The 24,815-nt window shown below is 56.4% G+C and carries 30 protein-coding genes and 2 tRNA genes; 22 read left to right on the plus strand and 10 right to left on the minus strand.

Features of this window, described 5'->3' with window-relative positions; translation table 11 throughout:
• Positions 1–145: 145 nt before the first annotated feature.
• Both FIL88_RS06045 and FIL88_RS06050 read right to left on the minus strand, forming a co-directional pair.
• Entirely contained in the window at positions 146–340 is a 195-nt protein-coding gene (locus FIL88_RS06045) for a hypothetical protein (RefSeq protein WP_142852881.1), read from the minus strand.
• 135 nt (positions 341–475) lie between these two features.
• Positions 476–781, minus strand: a complete 306-nt coding sequence (locus FIL88_RS06050) for a hypothetical protein (protein WP_142852882.1) — start codon at positions 779–781, stop codon at positions 476–478.
• Positions 782–811: 30 nt separating this feature from the next.
• Here FIL88_RS06050 and FIL88_RS16635 point away from each other — a divergent pair, with 30 nt between their 5' ends.
• Positions 812–1,192 (plus strand): hypothetical protein, encoded by a 381-nt coding sequence (locus FIL88_RS16635; protein WP_185960849.1) that lies wholly within the window; start codon positions 812–814, stop codon positions 1,190–1,192.
• 147 nt (positions 1,193–1,339) lie between these two features.
• Here the strand turns inward: FIL88_RS16635 and FIL88_RS06055 are convergent.
• Positions 1,340–1,429: transfer RNA gene (locus FIL88_RS06055), tRNA-Ser, on the minus strand.
• A gap of 207 nt (positions 1,430–1,636) precedes the next feature.
• Between FIL88_RS06055 and FIL88_RS06060 the strand changes: the two genes are divergently transcribed.
• Together FIL88_RS06060 and FIL88_RS06065 are read left to right on the plus strand one after the other, a co-directional pair.
• Positions 1,637–2,416: a DUF2059 domain-containing protein gene (locus FIL88_RS06060; RefSeq protein ID WP_185960850.1), complete on the plus strand. Its 780-nt coding sequence runs from the start codon at positions 1,637–1,639 to the stop codon at positions 2,414–2,416.
• Complete coding sequence (locus FIL88_RS06065; RefSeq protein WP_185960851.1) at positions 2,413–3,303, plus strand: hypothetical protein; 891 nt, start codon at positions 2,413–2,415, stop codon at positions 3,301–3,303. The genes FIL88_RS06060 and FIL88_RS06065 overlap by 4 nt, the downstream gene beginning before the upstream one ends.
• A gap of 3 nt (positions 3,304–3,306) precedes the next feature.
• On the opposite strand, the gene FIL88_RS06070 is transcribed toward FIL88_RS06065, so the two are convergent.
• A complete protein-coding gene (locus FIL88_RS06070) occupies positions 3,307–5,460 on the minus strand; it encodes a tetratricopeptide repeat-containing sulfotransferase family protein (RefSeq protein WP_142852885.1) in 2,154 nt (717 codons plus the stop codon).
• A 301-nt stretch (positions 5,461–5,761) separates the two neighbouring features.
• Here FIL88_RS06070 and FIL88_RS06075 point away from each other — a divergent pair, with 301 nt between their 5' ends.
• From FIL88_RS06075 to FIL88_RS06110, 8 genes are all read left to right on the plus strand, one after another.
• Entirely contained in the window at positions 5,762–6,403 is a 642-nt protein-coding gene (locus FIL88_RS06075; RefSeq protein WP_142853466.1) for a 50S ribosomal protein L21, read from the plus strand.
• A gap of 21 nt (positions 6,404–6,424) precedes the next feature.
• A complete protein-coding gene (gene rpmA, locus FIL88_RS06080; protein ID WP_108856322.1) occupies positions 6,425–6,694 on the plus strand; it encodes a 50S ribosomal protein L27 in 270 nt (89 codons plus the stop codon).
• A 198-nt stretch (positions 6,695–6,892) separates the two neighbouring features.
• Positions 6,893–7,432 carry a GNAT family N-acetyltransferase gene (locus FIL88_RS06085; RefSeq protein ID WP_142852886.1) on the plus strand — a complete coding sequence of 180 codons (540 nt, stop codon included), beginning with the start codon at positions 6,893–6,895 and terminating at the stop codon, positions 7,430–7,432.
• Between the two features lie 9 nt (positions 7,433–7,441).
• Complete coding sequence (locus FIL88_RS06090) at positions 7,442–7,960, plus strand: GNAT family N-acetyltransferase (protein WP_142852887.1); 519 nt, start codon at positions 7,442–7,444, stop codon at positions 7,958–7,960.
• Positions 7,957–8,469 (plus strand): GNAT family N-acetyltransferase, encoded by a 513-nt coding sequence (locus FIL88_RS06095; protein ID WP_142852888.1) that lies wholly within the window; start codon positions 7,957–7,959, stop codon positions 8,467–8,469. The genes FIL88_RS06090 and FIL88_RS06095 overlap by 4 nt, the downstream gene beginning before the upstream one ends.
• 85 nt (positions 8,470–8,554) lie before the next feature.
• On the plus strand, positions 8,555–9,589 hold the full coding sequence (obgE, locus tag FIL88_RS06100) for a GTPase ObgE (protein ID WP_142852889.1): 1,035 nt from the start codon (positions 8,555–8,557) through the stop codon (positions 9,587–9,589).
• On the plus strand, positions 9,577–10,683 hold the full coding sequence (proB, locus tag FIL88_RS06105; RefSeq protein WP_142852890.1) for a glutamate 5-kinase: 1,107 nt from the start codon (positions 9,577–9,579) through the stop codon (positions 10,681–10,683). The genes obgE and proB overlap by 13 nt, the downstream gene beginning before the upstream one ends.
• Before the next feature lie 40 nt (positions 10,684–10,723).
• Complete coding sequence (locus FIL88_RS06110) at positions 10,724–11,971, plus strand: glutamate-5-semialdehyde dehydrogenase (RefSeq protein WP_142852891.1); 1,248 nt, start codon at positions 10,724–10,726, stop codon at positions 11,969–11,971.
• Between the two features lie 37 nt (positions 11,972–12,008).
• On the opposite strand, the gene FIL88_RS06115 is transcribed toward FIL88_RS06110, so the two are convergent.
• Positions 12,009–12,608 (minus strand): histidine phosphotransferase family protein, encoded by a 600-nt coding sequence (locus FIL88_RS06115; RefSeq protein WP_142852892.1) that lies wholly within the window; start codon positions 12,606–12,608, stop codon positions 12,009–12,011.
• Between the two features lie 27 nt (positions 12,609–12,635).
• Here FIL88_RS06115 and FIL88_RS06120 point away from each other — a divergent pair, with 27 nt between their 5' ends.
• The 3 genes from FIL88_RS06120 (at position 12,636) to FIL88_RS06130 (ending at position 14,502) form a co-directional block, all read left to right on the plus strand.
• Complete coding sequence (locus tag FIL88_RS06120; RefSeq protein WP_407642333.1) at positions 12,636–12,824, plus strand: DUF3553 domain-containing protein; 189 nt, start codon at positions 12,636–12,638, stop codon at positions 12,822–12,824.
• A gap of 77 nt (positions 12,825–12,901) precedes the next feature.
• Positions 12,902–13,672: an L-ornithine N(alpha)-acyltransferase gene (locus FIL88_RS06125; protein ID WP_142852893.1), complete on the plus strand. Its 771-nt coding sequence runs from the start codon at positions 12,902–12,904 to the stop codon at positions 13,670–13,672.
• Positions 13,669–14,502, plus strand: a complete 834-nt coding sequence (locus FIL88_RS06130) for a lyso-ornithine lipid O-acyltransferase (protein WP_142852894.1) — start codon at positions 13,669–13,671, stop codon at positions 14,500–14,502. The genes FIL88_RS06125 and FIL88_RS06130 overlap by 4 nt, the downstream gene beginning before the upstream one ends.
• Here FIL88_RS06130 and FIL88_RS06135 read toward each other — a convergent pair.
• Positions 14,499–15,140 carry a thiamine phosphate synthase gene (locus tag FIL88_RS06135; protein ID WP_246066621.1) on the minus strand — a complete coding sequence of 214 codons (642 nt, stop codon included), beginning with the start codon at positions 15,138–15,140 and terminating at the stop codon, positions 14,499–14,501. The two genes, FIL88_RS06130 and FIL88_RS06135, sit on opposite strands and share 4 nt — an antisense overlap.
• 69 nt (positions 15,141–15,209) lie before the next feature.
• Positions 15,210–15,539 (minus strand): TfoX/Sxy family protein, encoded by a 330-nt coding sequence (locus FIL88_RS06140; protein ID WP_142852895.1) that lies wholly within the window; start codon positions 15,537–15,539, stop codon positions 15,210–15,212.
• A 68-nt stretch (positions 15,540–15,607) separates the two neighbouring features.
• On the opposite strand from FIL88_RS06140, the gene FIL88_RS06145 reads away from it, so the two are divergent.
• Positions 15,608–16,375 carry an RNA methyltransferase gene (locus tag FIL88_RS06145; RefSeq protein ID WP_246066622.1) on the plus strand — a complete coding sequence of 256 codons (768 nt, stop codon included), beginning with the start codon at positions 15,608–15,610 and terminating at the stop codon, positions 16,373–16,375.
• A 1-nt stretch (position 16,376) separates the two neighbouring features.
• Here the strand turns inward: FIL88_RS06145 and FIL88_RS06150 are convergent, their stop codons facing one another.
• Positions 16,377–16,877, minus strand: a complete 501-nt coding sequence (locus tag FIL88_RS06150; protein ID WP_185960852.1) for a disulfide bond formation protein B — start codon at positions 16,875–16,877, stop codon at positions 16,377–16,379.
• The gene (locus FIL88_RS06155; RefSeq protein ID WP_142852896.1) at positions 16,874–17,452 is read right to left on the minus strand and encodes a YqaA family protein; all 579 of its coding nucleotides are present in this window, start codon (positions 17,450–17,452) and stop codon (positions 16,874–16,876) included. The genes FIL88_RS06150 and FIL88_RS06155 overlap by 4 nt, the downstream gene beginning before the upstream one ends.
• Before the next feature lie 138 nt (positions 17,453–17,590).
• Here FIL88_RS06155 and ypfJ point away from each other — a divergent pair, with 138 nt between their 5' ends.
• The 7 genes from ypfJ (at position 17,591) to FIL88_RS06190 (ending at position 24,230) form a co-directional block, all read left to right on the plus strand.
• Entirely contained in the window at positions 17,591–18,433 is an 843-nt protein-coding gene (gene ypfJ, locus FIL88_RS06160; RefSeq protein WP_142852897.1) for a KPN_02809 family neutral zinc metallopeptidase, read from the plus strand.
• Between the two features lie 274 nt (positions 18,434–18,707).
• The gene (locus tag FIL88_RS06165) at positions 18,708–19,745 is read left to right on the plus strand and encodes a TRAP transporter substrate-binding protein (RefSeq protein WP_142852898.1); all 1,038 of its coding nucleotides are present in this window, start codon (positions 18,708–18,710) and stop codon (positions 19,743–19,745) included.
• A gap of 102 nt (positions 19,746–19,847) precedes the next feature.
• The gene (locus FIL88_RS06170) at positions 19,848–20,432 is read left to right on the plus strand and encodes a TRAP transporter small permease (RefSeq protein WP_142852899.1); all 585 of its coding nucleotides are present in this window, start codon (positions 19,848–19,850) and stop codon (positions 20,430–20,432) included.
• Complete coding sequence (locus tag FIL88_RS06175; RefSeq protein ID WP_142852900.1) at positions 20,429–21,781, plus strand: TRAP transporter large permease; 1,353 nt, start codon at positions 20,429–20,431, stop codon at positions 21,779–21,781. Before FIL88_RS06170 ends, FIL88_RS06175 begins: the two co-directional genes overlap by 4 nt.
• Before the next feature lie 78 nt (positions 21,782–21,859).
• Positions 21,860–21,945: transfer RNA gene (locus tag FIL88_RS06180), tRNA-Leu, on the plus strand.
• A 53-nt stretch (positions 21,946–21,998) separates the two neighbouring features.
• Positions 21,999–23,129 carry a cystathionine gamma-lyase gene (locus tag FIL88_RS06185; RefSeq protein ID WP_142852901.1) on the plus strand — a complete coding sequence of 377 codons (1,131 nt, stop codon included), beginning with the start codon at positions 21,999–22,001 and terminating at the stop codon, positions 23,127–23,129.
• A 441-nt stretch (positions 23,130–23,570) separates the two neighbouring features.
• Positions 23,571–24,230 (plus strand): Hint domain-containing protein, encoded by a 660-nt coding sequence (locus FIL88_RS06190; protein WP_142852902.1) that lies wholly within the window; start codon positions 23,571–23,573, stop codon positions 24,228–24,230.
• On the opposite strand, the gene FIL88_RS06195 is transcribed toward FIL88_RS06190, so the two are convergent.
• Complete coding sequence (locus FIL88_RS06195; protein ID WP_142852903.1) at positions 24,211–24,813, minus strand: nucleotidyltransferase family protein; 603 nt, start codon at positions 24,811–24,813, stop codon at positions 24,211–24,213. The two genes, FIL88_RS06190 and FIL88_RS06195, sit on opposite strands and share 20 nt — an antisense overlap.
• Positions 24,814–24,815 lie beyond the last annotated feature (2 nt).

Consider the following 24,815-nt stretch of genomic DNA (forward strand, 5'->3'; position numbering starts at 1 on the left):
CCCTCTATACATACCGATACTGCCAAGAACAGAAACCAATTCCCAAGATGATAGTTGTGACGCCACTGGGATTCTTACGTTTGATTGGCATACACCGATAACGGTTTTCGAGACCGTTTGTGAGGTATCGTAAGATAGTTACATTTCAAGTAATTGGGGTTTGAAAGCTCGCGGCAGAAAGCGGATAGCCCCAGGGGCTTATGGTCGTGAAGACGTTATAGAGCAGATAGGTCGGGTCGGAGTTGTTCGGCGCATATTCCAGATAGATATCCGCCCCACCGATCTTGAAATAGCTGTCGTAATAGACGCCGTTGTCTTCGATCTCGATGTTTTCGATCACAAGCGCAGGATTGACTTCGGAGCGGAACGAGATCCGGTGCTCACCCAGTTTGGTGAATCTGTCCTGATCTAGCTGAAGGAAATCCGACTTGTTCTGGTCATACTGTTTGAGCGCCGCAATCGCACTGTCCGCATTTCAGGGCGTTCCATCCGTGGAATTCATCCCGCCCTGCAAAGTGACGGTATAGACCTTATCTGCATAGTCCCAGCCGCTGAACAACGGCGGACTCGGGTTGAAGTTTGCATCAGGCCGCACCGCAGGTTTGGCATTCTGGGCGGCTGGACGGCGCGTGGTGAATGTGAACTTATCCGTTTTGATACTGTAACGATCTGATTTTACAGCAACTGTCAGGGATGTTTCGGAAAACATCGGAGCAAGCGCCAGCGGCAGAGCCAGCGTCGCAGCCACAGCAATTTGACCGGTCTTGGTCAGGAATGTCATGAGATTTGATCCTTGTGAGTTGATTTCGGTTTGGTCGAATTCAGCTCACAAACGGGCGCGCGGCGCATTGGATGTTCTGCTGATCTGCCCGGTGTGCAAATGGACCACCGCCATGGAAACAAAGCGGGAAGGGGCTTGATCCTCGTGAAATCAGAGCAAAAGCAGACGGACGCGCGTATAATCCGTGCTGAGCGCACCCAGTTAGACAAGAGAATTCAAGGACTGCAGGATCGGATCGTTGAAGCCGATAGCCTAGCGGTCATTGCGGCCTTAGAAAAACGGTTTGGAAAGATGGAGTGTGAGAAATTGACTTTGGACGAGAAACGACAAAGTCAGAACACACCACCGCATAGCTTCGAGCGAATGTTCGAACACGCCATGCACTTTCCGGCAAACCCATGGAAACTCTAGAAAAGCGAGAACATGACCGCCCAGACAACCGTCCCGAGACTGGCCTTTGCAGATCATATTTCATATTCAAGAGACGGGGACTTCGAACGCCCCAAACCACCTTACCGTTCAAGGTGTTAGCAGGGTTTGGTGGTTAGAAAAGAAAAATGGCGGAGAGACAGGGATTCGAACCCTGGGTGGGCTTGCACCCACAACGGTTTTCGAGACCGCCCCGTTCGACCACTCCGGCACCTCTCCGCGGGGGTCTGTGAAGGGGGAGATAGATTGACCGTGCAGCATGTGCAACCACTTTTTTCGCTATTTTTGAATTCTTGGAAAAATCGTGATCGCATTGCGCTTGGCAAGGTATCAGGGGGGCGCTACTCTAAGGCGATACTTTTGTTGGGAAATGTGCATAACATTATGATTGTAAGCAGAATTGCAAGCTTTGCAGCCGCCATTTTAGTGACTGCTACCAGCGCTTTGGCAAGCGACCAGGGTCAAATCCGGGACTTTCTAAAGATCACTGGTTTTGATGTCGCCATTGAATCGATTCAATTGGGGGCAATGGCTGGACCTGGCCTGACAGGGGAAGATCCCGATGTATTTGGCCGCCAGTGGCAGGATTTGGCTCGTGACGTGTTTGAGCCCTCGGCTATGGTAGATGATGCGGTCAAGATGCTATCTGCCGTGATGCCGCAGGAGGTTTTGGATCACGGGATCGAGTTTTATGAAAGCCCACTTGGTCAGCGGCTGGTTGAAGTCGAGAATGAAAGCCATTTAACCGATGACGAGGTGAAGTACACGGAAGGCGCCGAGATTGCTGCGGAATTGCTGGAAAGTGACGATCTGCGGCTGCAGCTTTACAAAGCCATGGGGGATGCCATCGGCTCGACCGATGTTGCGATCCGTTCGTTGATCGAAATTCAAGTTCGGTATCTGATGGCAGCCATGTCTGTGGGTGCCAGCGATTTGGAGCTGGACGAAAGTGATCTGCGTGCCATTCTTCAAAGCCAATCAGATATCATGCGGGATGGGATTGAGGAAAACTCGTTGGTCGCAAATGCATATGCCTATCGTATGATCGACGAGGCCGACTTGATTGACTACCTAGCCGCACTTCAGGATCCGCGTATGGGGCAAGTTTATGAAATCTTGAACGCAGTCCAGTTCGAAATTATGGCGAACCGCTATGAAGCGATGGCGAGCCGATTGGACAAGCTCACCCCCGAGACCGAGTTGTGATTGGTCGTCTGAACAGTCTCTATGGTGCCGGAGTGGCGCTTGCTCTGACATTTGGGGCGGGTGTGGCGTGTGCGACCGATGTCGCACAAGGGCTGCGCTTTGTGTCGGGGCAGGTGCAGCCGGGCAAACAGCAAAGTGTTGAAGAACTTTGGCGCCTTTTGGCTATGCCTGAGATGGTTTCGATTCTCCATGATGAAGGTGTGTCTATGGCATTGGATGCCGACGTTGATCTTCTTGGCCACGAAGGTGGACAGCGGTGGAATGCTGCGGTTCAGGCCATCTATGACGAAAGCACATTGTCTGAAGAAGTGCATGCGGCGTTTGAACAGCATTTCACCGCACTTGATCTGCCTGTGCTTTGTTCATTCTACAAAGATGACGAAATCCAGTTAATTATTGCCAAGGAAGTCGCCGCACGGCGCGCTTTTATGGATTTGGAGTTTGAGCAAGTCGCGCGTGAACGGTGGTTGCGCGGTGAAAACTCGGATCAACTGGATGATATGATCCGGGATCATGTCGAGCAAAATGACCTGATCGAACTGAACGTGATGGGCGCGCTCAACTCGAATTATGCATTTCTCAGCGCACTTAGCCAAAGCCTTCCTGACGAAGTAGGACACATGACCGAGCACGAAATTCTTGCTCAGGTCTGGACGCAAGAGGTTGATATCCGCGGTGATACAACGGAATGGATGTATGCATTTCTTCATACAGCATACGAGGATGTCGATCCGGTCTCGTTGGAGCGTTATGTGACATTTTCCGCGTCCCCAAGCGGCAGAGCGCTGAATACAGCGTTGTTTGCTGCATTTGATTCTGTTTATTTACGCCTTTCCAGTGACTTGGGGCGATTGGCCGGGAAGATGGGGCAAGAGGAAGAACTGTAAATTTTACGCGCCGTCGATGGTTTTCAGCCCGTCCAGCAGCTCGCTCAGGTGCTTGGCATAGGGCTCCCATTTTCCGACCGAGCTTTTGTAAAGCGGCTGGCGCACCTGCGCGACGGACAGAGTTTTCACGTCGCGTTTGGTCTTGTGGAAGTCCAGACAGGCGTCTTCCCATTCTAGATCGCAAAACTGTAGAAGCTTACGGATCTCGGTTTCGGGATTCTCCACCAGATCTTCGTATGAGATCTCGTAGATCCGATCAGGCGCCAGTTCGCGCCACAGGTCCAGATACTCAGTATACAGACGATAGGTCTGGACCAGAGCTGCCTGTGAGTTGCTATAGCGATGCAGTCCGGGCAGGAAGCGGTTCTTGAAGATCGACCACAGATTGTCCCGTGGATCACGGCGCAGCGCGACGATCTTGGCTTTTGGCATAGCCAGCCACACCAGCGGTGCGATCTGATAGGTCGAGATGGTTTTATCAGTGATCCTGTCTGCGCCCGGCAGGCGGGTGTCAATCGCGTCTTGATAGCTTCGCCCCAGCTCTTCGAATTGTGCATCGGTCATATCACTGATGGTGCCGCCAGCGCGCGCCACTTGTGCCACCTGTTCGAAGCCCAGAGGGTGGAAGACGCCCAGTTCGTCGCCACCAGTGACGGTCGAGTGGCTGGCCAATATTTGTTCAACCAACGTGGTGCCCGAGCGGGGCAGGCCCGTAATGAAAATGGTGCTGTTCTGTGCATAGCCGCAGGTGCCGATCCGCGATGCGTCGAACCCTTTCAGGAAGGCCGTAAAACGATCGAAATCACCTTGCTCTTTCGTTGCATCATGTGGATAGAGCGTCGACATCAGTTCATTCGCGCGTGACAGATAGGTCCACGCAGCCTCGGCGTCATTTTGGTCTTCCATGACCTTCACTAGCCCGTACCCCAGATCGATGCGTGCGTCGTCTGGCAGGTCCGGGCGCTCCCACAGGGTCTTCATCTCGTCAATGATTGGGTCGTCAGTGGACAGCTTTCGTCCCTGTGTGATCATCCGATAGATGCCGCCTGATTTCACACCGCGCGCAACGGCGCCACGAAGTACCTTCTCGGCTGCGTCGAAGTCTCCGCTTTGTTGATAAAGATTTGCGGCCATGGTGATGACACGCAAGTGATCGGGGTCGGCCTCGAGCGCACGTCCAATTACGTCTCTGGATGCGTCCAGATTTCCCAGAATCTTCTCGGCCATCGCGCGTAGGGCCAGTATTTCCCCGGTGGGCGCGGCCTGTGCAGCCAGTGCGTCCAGATCTTCCAATGTACCGGCTGCGTCTTCCAGAGTCAGGCGCGCCTGTGCTCGGGTGAATAGACCGGCAGTATTGTGGGGGGACTGCTTTAGAAGGGCGTCCAGACAAGCGATAGCGTCTTGCGGCGCGTTGATGTCGGTATAGACCCTGCCCAGATTACCCAGAACAATCGGATTGTTCGGGATGATGCGACGGGCCTGCTCCAGCACTGTGCGGGCCTCGGCCCGGCGAGACTGCGCAGCCAGAAACTGGCCATATTGCGCCAGTGCCTCACCATAGTCCGGGTCCGCGGCGAGTGCGGTTTTGAAGGCCGCCTCAGCGGGCTCGGATTTTCCCAACGCAGCCAAGGCAACTCCGTAGATCATCGAGACAGCTTCATTCGGGCCGCGGGTAAGAAGGGACTGGGCTTGTTTTTCCGCGTCAAGCGCTCGCCCCGTGTTTATGAGGGCCGTCAGAGCTTCGATTTCGGACTTGGTGGCCGTCTTGCTGACACGCGATGTCTTGGTGCCCGAACCTTTCAGAAGCCCATTGAATTTTTTCCGTTCGGCAGCCGGGAGGTTGGCCGACTTCAGTTGTTTGGCCACCTTCGAGCGCACGGATGCCTCTTGTCCAAGCGCCAGCGTAACATAAGCGCGCCAGACTGCAGGTTCTGCTGGGGCAAGCTTGGCGGCCTTTTCATAGGCTTCCAGAGCTTTGTCAATGCGCCCCATCTGCTGCTGGATCTGTGCGATCTGAAAGGGCACTTCGCCGCGAGAGGGTGCCATGGTTTGTATCTGCGCCAGTATTTTCAACGCCTCATCGGGCTTTCCAGATTGCGCCAACTGGCCTGCGCGCCGAAAAAGGGTTGGGATCTGGTTCGAGTTCAAAGGCAGCATAGCGGATCCGTTCAGACTGGAGCTTTCTTATGCTCTTGGCTACTGTGCTGGAAAGCCAGCCGCAAGACCTTGCCGTTATACGTGCGAATATGCGCTGCGCGTGCGCTTAAAAGCCTTGACTTTAAGACCAATCCGCCCGATAAGCCGCAATTCCTGCCGGGATTTTCCTGTGTGGGGATTGAAAACTATGTCCAAAACGTGAGTGGCGGGCGCGCAGTTCGAGGCAATGGAAGGGATGGGCCCTTCGACAAACACCAGAGCAATCTGGGGCCATAGGACGCGGATTATGAAGGAAGATCAAATGTTTGCGGTTCTGAAAACCGGCGGCAAGCAGTATAAGGTCCAAGCTGGCGACGTTCTGCGCGTTGAAAAGCTGGCGGCCGATGCTGGCGAAACAGTCCAGTTCAACGAGATTCTGATGGTCGGCTCGACTGTTGGTGCCCCCACCGTCGCAGGTGCTGGCGTCCAGGCAGAAGTCATCGACCAGATCAAAGGCGAAAAAGTCATTCACTTCGTGAAGCGTCGCCGTAAGCACAGCTCGAAGCGCACCAAGGGTCACCGTCAGCAACTGACGCTCTTGCGCGTGACCGACATCCTGGAAAAGGGTGCCGACAAGTCGGGCGTGAAAGCTGCAATCGGTGCAGGTTCGGTATCGGGTGCTGCTGTTGCAGCTGCCGCTCCGGCCAAAGCGCCCGCGAAGAAAGCAGCTCCGAAGAAAGCCGCTAAAGCAGAAGCACCCGCCGGTGCTGACGATCTGAAAAAGCTGTCGGGCGTTGGCCCCGCACTTGAGAAGAAACTGCTGGCAGCTGGCGTCACCACTTTCGCGCAGATCGCCGCTTGGGGCGAAGCTGATATTGCCGAGTTCGACGAGAAACTGTCGTTCAAAGGCCGTATCGAGCGTGAAGGCTGGGTAGAGCAGGCCAAAGAATTGGCCAAAGGCTAAGAAGAGCTAAGGAGAGATAGCATGGCACATAAAAAAGCAGGCGGTTCATCCCGTAACGGCCGCGACTCAGCCGGTCGTCGCCTTGGTGTAAAGAAATACGGTGGTCAGGTTGTGATCCCGGGCAACATTATTGTGCGTCAGCGCGGTACTAAGATGTGGCCGGGCGACAATGTGGGCATGGGCAAAGATCACACCATCTTTGCAACCAGCGAAGGCACCGTCAAATTCCACAAAGGCCTCAAGGGCCGCACCTTTATTTCGGTTCTCCCAGTGGCGGAGGCCGCTGAGTAAGCCGAACCTAACAAGGTTGTGAAAAACCAGGGGCCGGCTGTGATAGCCGGCCCCTTTTCTTTTTGTTTGTAATACTTACTTGCCTGTTCATCCAACGTTCACACGAACGCCCTAAAAGCGCCGAAAATGCCGGTTAGGCGTTGGTCTTCATGGGCGGAACGCATGGTGCATTCAGCGCTTTTCAGAGGAGGGAAAGCCATGAAGCATGTAGACATCAGAACCCAGCCGATTATTCAGGCTGAACGCTTTGTGCTGCGTCCTGTGCGGCTTTCTGACCTTGGGGCATTGGTCCTGTCAGCGTCGGATAAACGCGTGGCGCAAGGCACGCGTTCGATCCCACATCCGCTACCAGCCGGTGTAACTGAAGCCTTCATTGAACGCGCTATGTCGGAAGACCGGGACGAGGATGTCTGGGTTATGGACAGCCTTCACGAAGATCAAGACGATGTGTTGGGCGTGATCACGCTGAACGCTCTGGATCGCGGTCAAAGCCAGCTGGGATATTGGGTCGCGCCCGGTTTCTGGAACGCTGGCATCGCATCCGAAGCCGTCTGTGCGCTGATGGAGGCCAACCCGCAGGGCAATAGCTCGATTTTTGCTGAGGTCTTTCAAGATAACCCTGCCTCGGCCCGGGTGCTGACCCATGCTGGGTTTGAGTATATCGGGGATGCGGAAAGCCATTCAGTGGCGCGCGCCGTAAGCGTTCCAACTTGGACCTACATCAAGAAGATGGCGTAACACTTTGCCATGGAACAAGATATCTCTATCCGGACGGAGCGATTTACGCTCCGCCCGCTGACGCCGGCCGATGGCGATCAGGTGGTCTTACTTCTGGATGATTTCGAGGTTGCACGATGGCTAACCGTCGTGCCGCACCCCTATACGCATGCCGACTATGACAGGTTTCTTGGATATCTCGCAGGGACCAATCCGCTGGGTGGTTTGGCCATTGACGACGGGACCGAGGTTCTTGGCGTGGTCGGGATTGATCCGACACTTGGATATTGGCTTGGACGCAAACATCACGGCAAAGGCGTTATGCCCGAAGCCGCGGCTGGATTGATCGCGCATGTCTTTGCGACCACTGATCTGGATCAGATCGGGTCTGGGCATTTCCCTGACAATCAGGCCTCGCGGGCTGTGCTGACCGGTTTGGGATTCCGCGATACCGGTGAAACCGAAACGGCGCATTGTGTCTCGCGTAAATGTGACGAGGTTCTGATCAAGCTGCGTCTGTCACGTGCTGACTGGGAGGCACGGCAATGAAGACATGCCTTAAAACCGAACGCCTTGAGCTACGTCTGACGCAACCCGAGGACTTCGATGCGGTGCATGCGATGGTTTCGGACTATGATGTGACGCGCATGACGGGGACGTGGCCCTATCCGGCAGATCCCGAGTTCACCAAATCACGCTGCGTGCCTGCGGATATCGAACTGGGTCTGACCGGCGCCATATTCTGCGATGGTGCTCTTGTGGGAACCATTGGTATCGCTTCACGCGATGGTGGCGATCCCGAGATGGGATATATGTTCGCCCGCGCGCATTGGGGGCAGGGCTATGCATCGGAAATGGGGCGGGCGTTGATTGCACATTGCTGGGCGACCTATGATTGGCCGCTGATCCGCGCTGGGGTGTTTGCCGACAATCCCGGTTCGACCCGCGTGTTGGAAAAGCTTGGCTTTACCGAACTTGAACCGGGCACAGCGGAAAGCCTTGCACGCGGTGGAAGCCATCCGTTGCGCAATTTCCAACTTTTGCGACCACAAAGCTAAGCCAATTGCCCGCGCCACAGGCTCGCCCCTTGAGCCTTGGCGCATTTCCCTCTATCGCCTGTGTCACAACAGAAAGGCACGTGTCATGAAGTTTCTCGATCTTGCAAAGGTCTATATCCGCTCCGGCTCGGGTGGCGGCGGCTGTGTGTCTTTCCGTCGCGAAAAGTACATTGAATACGGCGGGCCAGATGGCGGAGACGGCGGGCGCGGCGGTGACGTCGTGGTCGAGGTGGTCGAGGGGCTGAATACCCTGATCGACTTCCGCTATCAGCAGCACTTCTTCGCGGGCAACGGTGTGCCCGGCATGGGCAAGCAGCGGACAGGCGCGGATGGTGACGATATCGTACTTCGCGTGCCTGTCGGCACAGAAATTCTGGACGAAGACGAAGAGACGGTCATTGCCGATATGACTGAAGTCGGCCAGCGCGTTGTGATCGCCAAGGGCGGCAATGGTGGCTTCGGCAATCTTCATTTTACCAGCTCGACCAACCGCGCACCGCGTCGCGCCAATCCCGGTCTGGCAGGGGTCGAGCGCACGATCTGGCTGCGCCTGAAACTTATTGCAGATGTGGGCCTTCTGGGGCTGCCCAATGCGGGCAAGTCGACCTTCCTTGCGGCGACCTCGAACGCGCGACCGAAGATTGCGGATTACCCGTTTACCACGCTGCATCCTAATCTGGGTGTTGTGGGTGTTGATGGCGCTGAATTCGTTGTGGCCGATATTCCCGGCTTGATCGAAGGCGCTTCTGAAGGACGCGGCTTAGGCGATCTGTTCCTTGGTCACGTCGAACGGTGTGCTGTGCTGCTGCATCTGGTCGATGGCACTGCCGAGGATGTGGTTGCCGATTGGCAGACCATCATAACCGAGATCGAGAACTACGGCGATATTCTGGGTGACAAGCCCCGCGTGACCGTTCTGAACAAGATTGACGCGTTGGATGACGAAGAACGTGCCGAAAAACTGGCCGCGCTCGAGGCTGCCGTCGGCGGACCTGTCATGCTGATGTCTGGCGTTGCCCAACAAGGGACGACCGATGTTTTGCGCGCATTGCGCAAGGAAATCTCGGAAGACCGAGTTCGTCAAACGCCGCAAGAGGAAGAAGAGACGTGGCAGCCCTAAGCAAGGCAAAACGTGTCGTCGTCAAGATCGGCTCGGCACTGTTGGTGGATGCGAAAACCGGTGCGTTGAAGGCGGATTGGTTGGGGTCGCTTTGCGCGGATGTCGCTGCGCTGAAAACACGTGGTGCAGATGTTGTTCTGGTCTCGTCCGGATCCATTGCATTGGGGCGGGGCGTCCTTGGCTTGCCCGCTGGTGCGCTTTCATTGGAGCAATCGCAGGCGGCTGCTGCCGTCGGGCAGATCCGTTTGGCCCGTGCGTACGAACAGGCTTTGGCCCCGCTGGGTGCGATCACGGCGCAGGTGCTTGTGACGCTGGAAGACAGCGCGGATCGTCGCCGTTACCTGAATTCGCGCGCGACACTTGAAACGCTCCTGTCGCTGGGTGTGGTGCCGATCGTCAACGAAAACGACACCGTTGCGACGGACGAAATCCGATTTGGCGACAACGACCGGCTGGCTGCGCAGGTGGCGGTTACCATCGGTGCTGATCATCTGGTGCTGCTTTCTGACGTGGACGGGTTTTACTCGGGCAACCCCAAGGACGACCCGACAGCCACACGCTATGATGTGATCACCCAGATCACGCCTGAGATCGAGGCGATGGCTGGTGACGCAGGGACCGGGTTGTCCAAAGGCGGTATGAAAACCAAGGTGATCGCGGCCAAGACCGCAACCGGGGCCGGGTGCGACATGACAATCACCGAAGGGTCGCGCCTTAACCCTCTGACAACGCTAATTAAAGGCGCCGCGTCCACGCTGTTCACAGCGCGCACCACACCCAAGGCCGCGCGCAAGCACTGGATTTCATCAATGAAGCCTCAGGGCGTGCTGGTTCTGGATGATGGTGCTGTAACTGCCTTGCGTTCGGGCAAGTCGCTGTTGGCGGCAGGGGTCACGGATGTGATTGGAACGTTCCTGCGTGGTGATCCAGTGGATATTCAGGGCGCCGATGGGACGCATCTGGGGGCGGGGCTGGTTGCTTATACGGCTGACGAAGCACGCGCCATCAAAGGGCAGAGGTCCGATCAGATCGAACCAATACTGGGACATCCGGGCCGGGCTGCCCTTATCCATCGGGACGATATGTCCCTTTAATATTAGTAAGTTGAAAGACTATCTTAACGGAGAAAGCAAGATGAGTGACGACATCAAAACCATGATGACCGACATTGGCACCCGCGCCCGCGCGGCCGCACGTGAGCTTGCTTTCGCCCCATCTGATGCCAAAGAGAAGGCATTGATGGCCGCCGCTGATGCCTGCTGGACACGCCGGGACGAAATCATCGCCGCCAATGCGAAGGATATGGAGTTTGGTCGAAATAGGGGGCTGTCGGACGCTATGATGGACCGCCTGATGCTGGACGAGGACCGTATCAAGGGCATGTGCGACGGTCTGCGAGCCGTAGCCGCTCAGGATGATCCGGTGGGCGAGGTGATGGAAGAATGGGACCGCCCCACGGGTCTGGATATCCGCCGCGTGCGCACCCCTTTGGGTGTGATTGGCGTGATCTATGAAAGCCGCCCGAATGTGACGGCTGATGCAGGTGCGCTGTGTCTGAAAGCCGGGAATGCCGTGATTTTGCGTGGCGGCTCTGAAAGTTTCCACTCGGCTGGGATGATCCATGAATGTCTGCAGGAAGGACTTCGTGCAGCCGGACTGCCCGAGGATGCAATTCAGCGCATTCCGACGCGCGATCGCGCAGCCGTTAGCGAGATGTTAACCATGACCGACCATGTGGACGTGATCGTTCCGCGTGGGGGCAAAGGCCTTGTTGGTCTGGTTCAGCGCGAAGCCCGCGTGCCGGTTTTCGCGCATTTGGAAGGTATCGTACATATTTATATCGACGAGGACGCCGATGCCGAAAAGACGCGAAAGGTCGTTCTGAACGCCAAGACACGCCGCACCGGGATTTGTGGTGCTGCGGAATGCCTTCTGATCCATCGCAACTCACAAGCGCTGGGGCAAGCTGTGATTGATGATTTGATGGCAGCTGGGGTCGAAGTGCGCGCGGGCGACGGGCTGCGCGGTAGTGTTCCCGCAACCGAAGATGATTGGGGAACGGAGTATCTGGACAGTATCATTGCCGCTAAGTTGGTCGATAATGTGGACGCTGCGATTGATCATATCAATCACTACTCGTCATCCCATACGGATGCGATCATGACGGAAAATGACGCAACCGCGGATCACTTCTTTACCCGCTTGGACAGCGCCATTTTGATGCGCAATGCCTCGACCCAATTTGCTGATGGTGGCGAATTTGGCATGGGGGCCGAGATCGGGATCGCGACCGGAAAAATGCACGCGCGCGGCCCCGTGGGTGCCAAGCAGCTGACATCGTTTAAATATCTCGTTGTCGGCGACGGCACCACACGCGGGTGAAATATGGAAGAGCCGCCCGAGTCTGGGCGGTTTTTCCTTAGAAGGACAGGGTAATCGTCTGATCTGTTGTCTGAACGACCGCGGCGCGTTTTTGCCGTTGCAGTTCTGGCCGTATCAAGGCGAAATGGACCTGAGCCGGTGGGACGTCAATCTCGGCATTGGCGGTGGACAGCAGCGACCAGAGATCAGCATTGACGTTCAATCTGTCGCCGCGCGCCGACATGGTCCAACGCCCATCCTGCCGCGTGATTGTCACCTGACCACCCCAGGGCATCGCGGTTTCGAAACACTGCAGGGCAAGGAAAGCCAGCTTAACCTCCATCCGGGGCAAGTCGCCCGCGGGCTGCCAGTCATATTCAATCTTGCGCCCATCCGCACCCGGAGCCAGCACGGCGCGGATCTCGCGCTCGGCCAGAGATTGGCCCTCTGCGGCAGCGCCAAAAGCCACACGAAAGAAGCGGATCCGCAGATTGGCATTGGCCACGCTTTCCGCAATCAACGCCATTTCCGGGCTATCGCCCAATCCAGACAATTGTAGCAGCTCTACCCCATTGCCGATTGCGCCCAAAGGGCTGATAAGGTCATGGCAGATGCGGGATCCGATCAACGCGGTCAGGTCGCGGTCTTGTTTGGTCATGTGAGAAGCCTGATAGGGAATAAGGTCATGGGATTGGGATCACTACTGGAGCCGGGAATGCTGGTACGCCACCCCGATAAACCCGATTGGGGGCTGGGGCAGGTGCAATCCAACGTGGCTGGTCGTGTCACTGTGAATTTCGAACATGCCGGAAAGCAAGTGATCATGATTGAACATGTTGACTTGATGCCTGTATTTACCACTCCTGAACGCTAAGATGCTGTGCGGGGTCGTTTGACACTCGCCGTCTAGGCCATATGAGCTGAACAAGGTTATCAAATGGTTAATCCCGTATGACTGCACCCGATTTTGAACTAAGACTGGCCCAGAGTGACGCAGATCTCATTGCAGCACAACGGTTGCGTTACGATGTATTCGTGCGCGAGCTGGGCGGGAACGGGTCTTTGGTGGATCACGAGCGGGGGCTGGAACGCGATGCGTTTGATCCGTTTTATGATCATCTGATCCTGTTTGACAACGCGCGCGAGGGATCGCCGGCGGTAGGCGTTTATCGGCTGTTACGGGGTGATAAGCTGAAGACGCCTGGCGGACCGGATCACTTCTATTCCGAGGCGGAATACGACCTGAGTATCTTGAAAGCTTCGGGCCGTAAGTTGTTGGAATTAGGACGTTCTTGCTTGCACCCAGATTATCGTGGTGGTGCGGCCATGATGCATTTGTGGACCGGACTTGCCGCGTATGTTGAACAGCACAAGATCGAGATCCTGTTTGGTGTGGCCTCGTTCCACGGGACAGATGTCGAGGCGTTGAAAGCGTCTTTGTCCGTGCTGCATCATCGCCATCTTGCGCCGGCGTCCATCCGGGTTCGTGCCCAGCCTGATGCATTTCAGCCCATGGACTTGTTGCCCGAAAGCCAAATCGATCGTCCTGCCGCGATGCGGGCTGTGCCTGCGCTGATCAAGGGCTATCTGCGTCTGGGGGGCTTCGTGGGCGAGGGTGCGTTCGTCGATCACGCCTTTAACACGACGGATATTTGCCTGATCATCGATATGGCGCAGGTCAATGATCGTGCGCGCGCCATCTATGCCGGGGGGGCCGCATGAGCGCGACGTGGCTAGGAGAGCATGAACCGAACGAGTTTCATCCGTCAGGGATGGATTATCTCAGGATCATACGGCGGGGGCTTCCGCTGGGCCTACTTGTGCTCTGCGGGCTGATCCTTTTGTTGCTGATAAGGGTGTTTGAACGCCCCATTTTCGGACGGCATCGCCCGCTTACACCGCATATTACACAGTTTGTGTGTCGGAACGCCTTCCGTTTCTTGGGCATTCGGTTCACCACAACGGGCGCGCCAATGCGCCAGAAAGGTGCTGTGGTTGCCAATCATGCGGGGTGGTTGGACATATTTTCGCTGAACGCACGCAAGCGGGTGTATTTCGTATCGAAGTCCGAGGTCGCAGCCTGGCCCGGCATCGGTTGGTTGGCACGAGCGACGGGAACCGTGTTTATCAAGCGTGACCGGAAAGACGCGCAAAACCAGATCGAGATCTTCCGGACCCGTCTGATGGCGGGCCACAGGCTGTTGTTCTTTCCCGAAGGAACATCATCGGACAGCCAGCGCGTTCTTCCATTTAAATCAACGCTTTTTGCGGCATTCTTTACACCCGAGCTGCGCGATTTCATGTGGGTACAGCCGGTGACACTTCGGTATTTCGCACCCGAAGGTCGCGACCCGCGCTTTTATGGCTGGTGGGGCGATATGGAATTTGGTCCGCACCTTCTGCAAACCCTTGCAGCAAAGCGACAAGGCCAGGTCGAACTCGTGTATCATACTCCTGTCAAAGTGTCTGACTTTGCTGGCCGCAAAGAACTGGCCGCCTATTGCGAGGCAGCCGTCCGGAATGGTCTAGGAGAGCTGAACGTCGACCGTTAGGCGTCCATCGCAGACAGAAGGCGGGCAAGCGTCGCGGCCGGGTCTTCGGTGCGCCAGATTTCCTCTCCGATTGCGAAGAAGTCGGTGACGGGGGTTAGGGCGCGGATCGTGTCTTCGTCCAATGCACCTTCCGCGACCACCGGAACCTCGATCATCTGGCTCCACCATGCAAACAGGTCCTGCTCGGCGCGGGTGCCGTCGCCCAAGGGCGTTGCCCCAGCTGGGCCAAAGCTGACATAGTCTGCGCCGACCTCGCCTGCGTTCATGCCGTCATGGCGCGAGGCTGCGCAATAGGCGCCCACAATCGCGTCTGCCCCCAGATCGTCACGGGTCTTGCGCACGCGGCGCGCACCGTCGCCAAGATGCACACCATCAAGGCCCAGACGCTCGACCAGAAGCGCGTGTTCGGAAATCACAATCGGCACGTCGCGTGCATGGGCCACCTCGCGGCAGGCGTCCGCGGCACGCATGATGCGATCTTCGTCAGTGGTGGCCAGCGATAGACGCAAGCATGCTGTTTCATGCGCATCCAGAACTTTTGCCAGTTCGATTGGGAAACGCGACAGCTCGATCTCGGGTGGCGTCACAAGATAAAGCTGGGGGCGGTCCATTTCAGACTCTTGAGTGTTCTGGGCCATCTGCGCGATCCTCATCATGTTGCCTGACAGGCTTCTTAGCCGGGTTTGCTGCTATTGCAAGTGCAGGTGTCACTTTGCAGGCAGGGTTGTCACGAAATCTATGGACAGTCGCAGCAATTCCGCACGCGTACCATCATCCGACATGGCCTCTTCGCCGGCATCAATGAAACCGCCCATGGGGCGTCCGGTGAAATCCATTTTGCGGGCGCCGGGCAGGGAAAGCGCCTTTGCCTCGTGCGTTTTGCCGACCCGGTACATCGCGCCATTTTTGTGAACACCGCACAGCATATTGCCGTTCAACATAAATGCGATACCGCCAAACATCTTCTTTTCAGACATATCAGGGCGGTCGCCCAAATCGTCTTTCAATAGTTCGTAAAGACCGTTGTCATAGGCCATGGTGAGCTCCTGCTTGCCGAATGATCCTGCTCAGCGTATCACGCGGCAGTCCGATGGACAGAGGCCAAATGAAAGAGACTGCCGCGATGAATACGCCCGAGACTAATTTGGGACCACAGCCCGAGATCGTACTGGTACGCCCTCAGATGGGGGAAAACATCGGCGCAGCAGCGCGGGCGATGTTGAATTTCGGGTTAGAGCGGATGCGGATCATTGCGCCGCGTGACGGCTGGCCGAACCCATCTGCGGTGGCGATGGCATCGGGGGCCGGGCGCGTATTGGACGCGGCAGGGGTCTATGACTCGCTTTCCGATGGGATCGGCGATTGCGACTATGTCTATGCAACGACAGCGCGGTCGCGCGATTTGGCAAAACCGGTCCTAAGCCCGGAACGTGCCATGGAAGAGGCGCGTGCGATGCGGCTTCAGGGCAAGAAGGTTGCCGTGCTGTTTGGGCCGGAACGCACCGGGCTTGAGAATGACGAAATCGCGCGGGCAAACGCCCTGATCTCGGTCCCCGTCAATCCTCAGTTTGCGTCGCTGAACCTTGCGCAATGCGTGCTTCTGACGGCCTATGAATATCGCCGTCAAAGCCATGAAACTGCCCATCACGTGATGGAATGGGCCAGCAGCGAACCTGCCAGCGCGATCGAGGTTGAAAAGCTGGCCGAGCATTACGAGGCGCGACTGGACGAGGCCGGGTATTTCTTCCCCGAGACCAAAGCCGAAGTGATGAAAATCACCCAGCGTAATATGTGGAGCCGCCTTAACCTCAGCCGTTTGGACGTGCAAATGTTCCACGGCATCCTTCGTCAGCTTTTGCGCAACAAAGACTAACTTAGTCTGGGCGTCGCGCTGCCACGATCCACATAACCATCAAGGCCAAAGACCCAATTGCATTGAAGTTGGCCATGGTGATGTCCAGCGCGTCAATGGGGATCATGTCTGACAGGCGCCACGGAATTTCATCGCAGCGCACCAGCGGTGCGGCTTTGATTTGGGCCATCAGGTCTTCAACCGACAGGTTGCCGACGCCTCCGCCCGAGCAGGACGCAGGACCATCCCACCATTTTCGTTCGACCCCGGAGTGAAAGATGCCAAGGCCTGCAGACACGGCCATGGTGACCGCACCCACCCAACGCAGCAGTCGCATTTTGGTCGCCAAAGCTGCCCCGCCAAGGATGACAGCAATCGCGTGTGGCCAGCGTTGCCAAAAGCACATCTTGCACGGAGCATAGCCAAGTGCCTGGAATACGAAGGCCCCGCCCAGAATACCGGCTGATGCGACGGCGGCTGTGATGATCAGGTTTTTTGTCGACAGTCGATCCAGCATGCTCATAGGAATTTCACCATATAGAATCCACCAAGCAGAAGCGCACAGAAAAGGGCAAACATCAGGCCCAGCCTGCGTTCGATGAAGTCACGGATGGGTGCACCAAACTTCCACAAAAGTGTGGCGACGATGAAGAAGCGCAAACCGCGTGCGATGACGCTGGCGACCATGAAGACACCAAAGTTCAGCCCGGTCGTGCCTGACAGGATGGTGATCACCTTGTAAGGGAACGGGGTCACGCCCGCGACAAGAACCGCCCAAGCGCCCCATTCGTTATATCGCTCCGCGAATTCGCCGAAATACGCGTCTTTGCCATAGAATTCCAGCACCGGACGGCCGACCGTTTCAAATAGCCCCCAGCCGATATAGTACCCGAACATGCCGCCCAGAACGGATGCTACCAGAGCCACACCTGCGACGACAAACGCACGCGAGGGGCGCGCGATGATCATCGGGATCATCAGAACATCTGGCGGGATTGGAAAGACCGAGCTTTCCAGAAATGCCACCACTGCCAGCGCCCAAAGCGCGTGTGGCGTGTTGGCCAGACCCATCGTCCAATCGTAAAGCCGTTTGATCATGCTCGTGCTCGCGTAACTTTTCTTGCCCCTGACGAAACACGTGTAGGGCGCAAGGTCAAGTCAGCGATGCTTGAAGCTGTGGGTCAGGTCGGTAAACTGGCTGTGATTGTTGTTGGTTGCTGGTGAGGGAGACGAAACATGAAATGGCAGGGTCGGCGCGGAAGCCGTAATATTGAAGATCGACGGCGCGCGGGTGGTGGTAAGGCACAAGTCGGTGGGCTTGGATTGCTGGCCATTTTGGCGATCGGCTATTTCATGGGTGTGGATGTCACGCCACTTTTGCAAGGCGGCGGTGGCGTTGGAAGCACTGCAAACAGCGAAATTACCGAGGCCGACCGTCAGGCAGGCGAATTCGTATCCGTAACGTTGGCCGATACGGAAGAGGTATGGGCCAGTCTTTTCCAGTCTCAAGTGGGTGAACCTTATAATCCAGCAGTTCTGGTACTGTACAAAGGTGTGACACAAAGCCCCTGTGGCGGCGCCTCGGGTGCGACGGGTCCGTTCTATTGCCCCGGAGATCGCAAAGTCTATCTGGATACGTCGTTTTTCACGACCATGTCGCGCAAATTGGGCGCCGGAGGAGACTTTGCCGCAGCCTATGTGGTCGCGCATGAAGTGGCACATCATGTCCAGAACGAACTTGGTATCCTGATGCAAGCCAATCGCGTTCGCCAACAAGTCAGCCAAGAAGAAAGCAACGCCATTTCGGTACGGATTGAGCTTCAGGCTGATTGCTTCTCGGGCATTTGGGCACGCGAAGCGCAGGCGCGATTTGGGTCGCTTGAGCGTGGCGATATTGCCGAAGCAATGAATGCCGCACGCCAGATCGGCGATGATACATTGCAGCGAAATGCTGGGCGGGTGCCGATGCCACATACCTTCACGCATGGAACGTCAGATCAGCGCGAACGTTGGTTCACACGCGGTTTGGAAAGCGGTGATATGCGGGTCTGCGATACGTTCTCGGCCCGCAGTCTGTGATTCTCTGCCGGTTCATTATGTGATCCGACATTGGGTGGCCAGCCTTTAAAGACACGTGTTTCGGGCAGCAAAAGCGTAGAAATACTTGGCAATCGGAAATAATGTTGCGAACGCAACGAAATTTGACTACAAAAATTTCAGCGACAGGATCAACAAAGCCGACCGCGTGGTCAAAAAAGCTTGCACGAGTCAGCCGAGCCTGTTTGTATTGACGCCAGTTGCCGGGGCGGGTGCCCGGGCAGTTGACACACACTCGCGTTTGGGAGGAAGCGAAATGAAATTTACCATGAAAGCCACATTGGCAGGCGCCTTTGCATTGGGGCTGAGCGCCACCGCCAGCGTTGCACAGGACGTCACGCTGCGCTGCCAGCACTTCCTGCCGCCAAAGGGTTCGACCCCGCTTTATTTCATGACACCGTGGGCCGAAAAGATCGAGAAAGACTCGGGCGGTCGCATCAAGGTTGAACTGTATCCGGCGATGCAGCTGGGTGGTAAGCCGCAAGCGCTGTATGACCAGATCCGCGATGGCGTGATCGACTGTGGCTGGGCGCTGCCTGCCTATACACCCGGTCGTTTCCCCGAAGCCGAAGCATTTGAGCTGCCCTTTATGACTGCGCGCAACGCAGAAGCTTCGTCGAAAGCTGCTTGGGAGTTTTCGGAAAAATATCTGATGGAGCGTATGGGCGACGTCAAACTGCTGGCCGTTCACGTACACGGCCCGGGCGTCATTCACAAAAAAGGCGAGCCGGTGATGGCTCTTTCCGATTTCGAAGGTCTGAAACTGCGCGGCCCGTCGCGTCAGGCAAACACCCTGTTTGAAACGCTTGGCGCAACGCCCGTTGGCATGCCTTTGCCGACCTTCCCGGAAAGCCTGTCGAAAGGCGTTGTTGAAGGTGGCGTAATTCCGTGGGAAATCGTTCCGCCGCTGAAAGTGCATGAACTGGCAGACAGCCACACCGAGATCCCCGGTGACCGTTCGCTGTACAACACGTTCTTTATCTGGGCGATGAACAAAGACACCTATGCTGGTCTGCCGGATGATCTGAAGGCTGTGATCGACGCGAACTCGGGGCTGGAAGCCTCGGCTTGGGCGGGCGCGTCCTTTGACAAAGGGGATGTGATCGGCCGCGAGATCGTCGCAGGCACTGACAACAAGATCCACGAACTGGATCCTGAACTGGTGGCTGAAATCCGTGCCATGGGCGACAAGCAGGTTGAAGCCTGGGCTGCCGACATGACCTCGAAAGGTTTGGATGGCGAAGGTATGGTTGCTTATGCGAAAGAGCTGGTTGCCAAGCACTCGGCCCAGTAATCTGCACCACATCACTGCTCCGGGTGGCCTGACCGGCTGCCCGGAGTTTTTCTTACGAAGCTGCCAAACAGGTGCAGCACGGGATCAAGAAGGGGGAACGTCGTGGCGATCGCGAAATCTGCCGAGCTCCGGGTGGGGCGCATCATGGAATTCCTAAGCCGCTGGATGGCGTATTCGGGTGGCGCCGTGCTGGTCGCCATTGCCATGACCACAGTGGTCTCAATTATCGGACGGGCGTTGTCGGGCTATGGTCTGTCGCCAGTCAAAGGTGATTTCGAGATTGTCGAGATGGGCTGCGCCATCGCCGTCTTCGCCTTTATGCCGTGGTGCCAGTTTAAACGCGGCCATGTGACCGTAGACATCTTCATCACACGCCTTCCGGAACGTATCCAAGCCTTCCTTGGTTTTATCGGGGACCTCTTCTTGACCGGGGCAGCGTTCATCATCCTTTGGCGTCTGTGGTTGGGCTTTGGCGAGAAATTCCCCTTCGGTTCGGACGCGTTCAGAACGGCCCTTGGTATGGGTTCGAAGCCTTTCTTTGCAGAAAGCACATATGAGCTGGAAGTCCCTTTGTGGATCCCATTTGGCCTGTGCCTGATCGGCGCGGCGTTTTTCCTTGTGGTCGCCGTCTATACGACATGGCGGTCTTTCAACTGGGTGCTTGACGGTAAGGAGCAACACGTATGACCGGCATCGAACTTGCGATCATCGCTTTTGCGCTGATGCTTCTGGCGATTTTTCTGCGCCTTCCGATTGGTCTGGCAATGGGTCTGACCGGATTTTTCGGAATTTGGTATATGATGGGGCGTCCCAATGTGACGCTAAGCCAGTTGAAAACTTTGTCCTATGACACGTTCTCTAGCTATTCGCTGTCGATTGTGCCGCTGTTTTTGCTAATGGGACAATTTGCGACTAAATCCGGCATGTCAGGCGCGCTGTTCAATGCGGCCTCGGATTGGTTGGGGCACCGCAAGGGCGGTGTGGCGATGGCTGCGGTTGGTGCCTGTGCCGGTTTCGGCGCGGTCTGCGGCTCGTCGCTGGCGACCGCTTCGACCATGGGGCAGGTGGCGCTGCCCGAGATGCGGAAACGCGGCTATTCGGACGCCTTGTCGACAGGGGTTTTGGCGGCAGGTGGCACATTGGGTATCTTGATCCCGCCATCCGTCATTCTGGTGATCTATGCGATCTTGACCGAGCAGAACATCGTGAAAATGTTCATTGCGGCGCTGGTGCCGGGCATTCTGGCGGCCCTCGGGTATATGTTGACCGTGGCCGTGATGGTGCGGATCAACCCCGACAGCGCCACGACGGCGGAACGTGTTCCATATGTTGAACGTTTCAAAACGCTGTTGTCGATCTGGCCGGTTGTTGTGATCTTCGGCCTTGTGATGGGCGGGATTGCTGGTGACTGGAACTGGTCGAAAGTGGGCGTGCAGGCGCTGTTCACGCCGACGGAAGGCGCTGCTGTTGGCGCGGTTGCAACGGGCCTTTATGGTGTGATGACGGGTGGCCTGACCTGGAAAGGCTTTCTGGACAGTGTTCTGGCCACCGCGCAATCCACTGCGATGATCTTTTTCATTGTTCTGGGTGCACAGATCTTCAACTCGTTCCTGGCCTTCACCCAAGCGCCGCAGATGCTGGCCGATTGGGTCTCGGCGCAAGGCTATGCACCGCTTCTGGTCCTGACCATGATGCTGATCGCTTATCTGATCTTCGGATGTGTCATGGACAGCCTGTCGATGATCCTTCTGACCATTCCGATCTTCTATCCGATCATCGAGATCTTGGACTTCGGCCTGACCCCGGAAGAGGCCGGCATCTGGTTTGGGATCCTCGCGCTGATCGTGGTCGAGGTCGGCCTGATCACGCCCCCTGTTGGGATGAACCTGTTCATCATCAACTCGATGGCCCGCGACATCCCGATGAGCGCAACCTATCGCGGTGTCGCTCCGTTCGTGCTGTCCGACCTGATCCGTGTGGTCGTTCTGGTGGCTTTCCCCGGGATCACGCTTTGGCTGGTTGGGGTGTTGTTCTGACCAGATAAAATTTGCACGGGGCAGGGGCGGAAATGCCGTTGACCTTGCCCCGTGGCTTGGGTATCTCATCCCAACAGTGCCCAAGTGGCGGAATGGTAGACGCAGGGGATTCAAAATCCCCCGATGGCAACATCGTGTGAGTTCGAGTCTCACCTTGGGCACCAACTTCCCGCCGAATTCGTGATCCATGTATGCCGGTGGCCGACCGGAGCATGTCATGAGCGAAACACCCAAAGATCTCAATCCGTTGAGCCGCGCGGCCGAGCTGTTGCATCATCGTGGAAGGGCGCTGTCCAAAGGTGAGCCGATTGCCCTCCCGATCACGACCAGCTCGATGTTTCATCTTCCCGGAGATCCAGCAGACAGCCCCGCCTATGGCCGTGTCGACAACCCGACATGGGAGGCGCTGGAAGATGCTCTGTCTATTTTGGAAGACGCACCATGCGTGGCGCTGCCATCGGGAATGGCGGCGATCTCGGCTGCGTTATTTGCCAGCCTAGGGGCTGGGAAGCGGCTGTTGGTGCCGTCGGATGGGTACTATGTCACCCGTGTACTGTCGTCTGAGTTTCTGGCCGGTTTCGGGGTAAGCGTCACCGAACGCCCGACCGCCAGTATTGCCGAAGGTGGGTTTGCTGATTTTGACGTGGTGTTTATCGAAACGCCGTCGAATCCCGGACTGGATCTATGCGATCTTCCAGCGATTTGTGGGCAAGTACGCGCGGCGGGCGGGATCACAATCGTGGATAACACCACAATGACGCCCTTTGGGCAGCGCCCGTTGGATTTGGGGGCAGATATCGTCGTTGCCTCTGACACTAAAGCGCCGGGCGGCCACTCGGATCTTCTGATGGGGCATGTTGCTACGCGCGATCCTGCGTGGTTGGCCCGCGTCAAGGACTGGCGCAAAATGTCAGGCTGCATACCGTCTCCCCACGCTGCGTGGGCGCTGTATCGCGGACTTGAAACGCTAGAGCTGAGGTTCTCGCGTATGTGCGACAGCGCCGCGGTCATCGCCCCGGTGCTTGCTGCGCATCCAGCAGTCAGATCAGCACGCTTCCCGGGATTGCCAAGTGATCCATCGCATAATCTGGCAGCAGCACAGATGGAGCGCTTTGGTTTCCTGATCGGTCTGGATCTCGGCACAGAGGCCCGCGCCGAGCAGTTTATCAACACCAGCAATTTTCTGCGCCCTGCGACGTCATTTGGCGGTGTTCACAGCTCGGCCGAGCGGCGTGCACGCTGGGGGGATGATGTGTCGGCAGGCTATGTCCGCCTTTCTGTCGGCTGCGAGCCGGTCGATGTGCTGATGCAGGATTTGGTTGATTCTTTGGGGAGGCTGGAGGACTGAAGGGTATGTCATATTTCTGTCACATTGTGATTTATCCACGCCTTCCGGACCACTATAGATCAGATAGAAACCGGCGGTCTCTCTGAATGCGTGTTGTGTATCGGTGGTGGAGGGTGGATTTTTCGTCCAACGCGTGGAAAATAGGAAACAACCTCTAGGCGTAATGCAATATCTCAGTTGACCAAAAGGGTAATCTGCATGGTATTTATTTAAGTTTATCATAAACTTAATTCTAAGGTGATTTATTTTGGCTGACGTCGCAGAAATACCTGATATTTCATTTCGTCGCAGGTGCCTATTTCTTTTGATCATTTTCACACTTTGGGCATGATTTCCCGATAAATTCCCCTTAGTGAGAGCTGGAAAAACAGTTATCCAGCCAAGCATGACGAGTTGTAGGTGTCCAATTTGGTACTTCGTGATTTCAGAATTGAGGACGATGTGAGCGTATCGTGGCCGGGGGTGCCGGTCGTTCGATTGGGCGCGTCTGTGTCGGCGCAAAATGAATCGCGCCGCGCCAAGCTTGGTGGCGCATTGTCTGGGGTTTCAGCGAACACGATGGTCGAAACAGATCGCGGTGTCGTGGATGCGCGTAGCTTGAACGCCGGGGATCGCGTCAAAACATTAAAAGGCCGATTTGCGCCAATCCGTTGGGTGGGGCATTCAACAATGTCAAAGACCAACAATTCTGCCGCCATTCGATTTGCAGCGCTTTCCGACGGACAATCCGGCGCGCTTCTGACGCCGGGCAGTCTTGTGCTTGTGGACCATCCATTTTGTGAAATGCTAACCGGTGAGCCGCAAGTGGTTTGCACAGCAGAGATGCTGGCAGAAGCAGGGCAGGCACAGGCCGATGGCTCTGTATCGCCATTGATGGTGCACATTCTGCTCGACAAGACCGAGATGATCCGCTGTGGCGATTACTGGGTGGAAAGCCTGATCCCCGAGATTGATCAAATTCGCCGCGACGCGCCAGAAGCCGCGCAAGAGATTTTGGATGCCTGCCCTAGGCTGCGCAGTCAGCAGGGGATCGCGTCCTATCTGCGAGACTATCTGGTGATCGATCAGCGCGAGGCCAGTGTCATTTTCGCGGCGACCTAACCGTCTCTTTTTCCCATTCGGCCCAGTCTTCGGGCGTATCGAGATCCAGAACGGCATTCTGTCCGGGCAATCTATGCAGGGTGACCGGGCTGTTTTGAAGCACGTCCTGGGCCCCCTTGTCGCCGGTTATCGTCATCAGTTGAGTTCGATATGTCATCGGAAAGATCACTGGATGGCCGGGGATCCCGTCTTCACTTGCGCCGCGTAAGATGCTTGATCCATCGAATTGCGCCATCATTGCAGACAGATCGTTGGATGTTAGATCTGGAAGATCACACAGCATGACCATGATCCCGTCAATCTGTGCCGGTATGGCGGCCACCGCTGTGGACAGGCTATGCCCCAGTCCCAATGTCTGATCCTTCACCGGAACAACGACAGCCGGAAGCGTTTCAAGAAGCCGTGTTCGTTGGGAGTTTTCAGGAAGCGCCACGAAGGGGGTTACACCAGTCGCTGCAATCATTCGAATGCGGTCTTCCAACAGGCTTTTCCCATTTGGTAGCGTCTTCAAAAGCTTGTCTTGCCCCATTCGGCGGGACTGACCGGCGGCCAATAACACCACTGCGATATTGGCCGCGGTCATGG

This window comes from Aliiroseovarius halocynthiae (genome assembly GCF_007004645.1).
Lineage (GTDB): Bacteria > Pseudomonadota > Alphaproteobacteria > Rhodobacterales > Rhodobacteraceae > Aliiroseovarius > Aliiroseovarius halocynthiae.

Coding starts and splice junctions, on each gene's coding strand:
- FIL88_RS06050 (WP_142852882.1), bottom strand. CDS start 781: ATGACATTCCTGACCAAGACCGGTCAAATTGCTGTGGCTGCGACGCTG.
- FIL88_RS06070 (WP_142852885.1), bottom strand. CDS start 5,460: ATGCTGCCTTTGAACTCGAACCAGATCCCAACCCTTTTTCGGCGCGCA.
- FIL88_RS06075 (WP_142853466.1), top strand. CDS start 5,762: ATGTTTGCGGTTCTGAAAACCGGCGGCAAGCAGTATAAGGTCCAAGCT.
- rpmA (WP_108856322.1), top strand. CDS start 6,425: ATGGCACATAAAAAAGCAGGCGGTTCATCCCGTAACGGCCGCGACTCA.
- FIL88_RS06085 (WP_142852886.1), top strand. CDS start 6,893: ATGAAGCATGTAGACATCAGAACCCAGCCGATTATTCAGGCTGAACGC.
- FIL88_RS06090 (WP_142852887.1), top strand. CDS start 7,442: ATGGAACAAGATATCTCTATCCGGACGGAGCGATTTACGCTCCGCCCG.
- FIL88_RS06095 (WP_142852888.1), top strand. CDS start 7,957: ATGAAGACATGCCTTAAAACCGAACGCCTTGAGCTACGTCTGACGCAA.
- obgE (WP_142852889.1), top strand. CDS start 8,555: ATGAAGTTTCTCGATCTTGCAAAGGTCTATATCCGCTCCGGCTCGGGT.
- FIL88_RS06110 (WP_142852891.1), top strand. CDS start 10,724: ATGAGTGACGACATCAAAACCATGATGACCGACATTGGCACCCGCGCC.
- FIL88_RS06115 (WP_142852892.1), bottom strand. CDS start 12,608: ATGACCAAACAAGACCGCGACCTGACCGCGTTGATCGGATCCCGCATC.
- FIL88_RS06120 (WP_407642333.1), top strand. CDS start 12,636: ATGGGATTGGGATCACTACTGGAGCCGGGAATGCTGGTACGCCACCCC.
- FIL88_RS06125 (WP_142852893.1), top strand. CDS start 12,902: ATGACTGCACCCGATTTTGAACTAAGACTGGCCCAGAGTGACGCAGAT.
- FIL88_RS06130 (WP_142852894.1), top strand. CDS start 13,669: ATGAGCGCGACGTGGCTAGGAGAGCATGAACCGAACGAGTTTCATCCG.
- FIL88_RS06135 (WP_246066621.1), bottom strand. CDS start 15,140: ATGGCCCAGAACACTCAAGAGTCTGAAATGGACCGCCCCCAGCTTTAT.
- FIL88_RS06140 (WP_142852895.1), bottom strand. CDS start 15,539: ATGGCCTATGACAACGGTCTTTACGAACTATTGAAAGACGATTTGGGC.
- FIL88_RS06145 (WP_246066622.1), top strand. CDS start 15,608: ATGAAAGAGACTGCCGCGATGAATACGCCCGAGACTAATTTGGGACCA.
- FIL88_RS06150 (WP_185960852.1), bottom strand. CDS start 16,877: ATGAGCATGCTGGATCGACTGTCGACAAAAAACCTGATCATCACAGCC.
- FIL88_RS06155 (WP_142852896.1), bottom strand. CDS start 17,452: ATGATCAAACGGCTTTACGATTGGACGATGGGTCTGGCCAACACGCCA.
- ypfJ (WP_142852897.1), top strand. CDS start 17,591: ATGAAATGGCAGGGTCGGCGCGGAAGCCGTAATATTGAAGATCGACGG.
- FIL88_RS06165 (WP_142852898.1), top strand. CDS start 18,708: ATGAAATTTACCATGAAAGCCACATTGGCAGGCGCCTTTGCATTGGGG.
- FIL88_RS06175 (WP_142852900.1), top strand. CDS start 20,429: ATGACCGGCATCGAACTTGCGATCATCGCTTTTGCGCTGATGCTTCTG.
- FIL88_RS06185 (WP_142852901.1), top strand. CDS start 21,999: ATGAGCGAAACACCCAAAGATCTCAATCCGTTGAGCCGCGCGGCCGAG.
- FIL88_RS06195 (WP_142852903.1), bottom strand. CDS start 24,813: ATGACCGCGGCCAATATCGCAGTGGTGTTATTGGCCGCCGGTCAGTCC.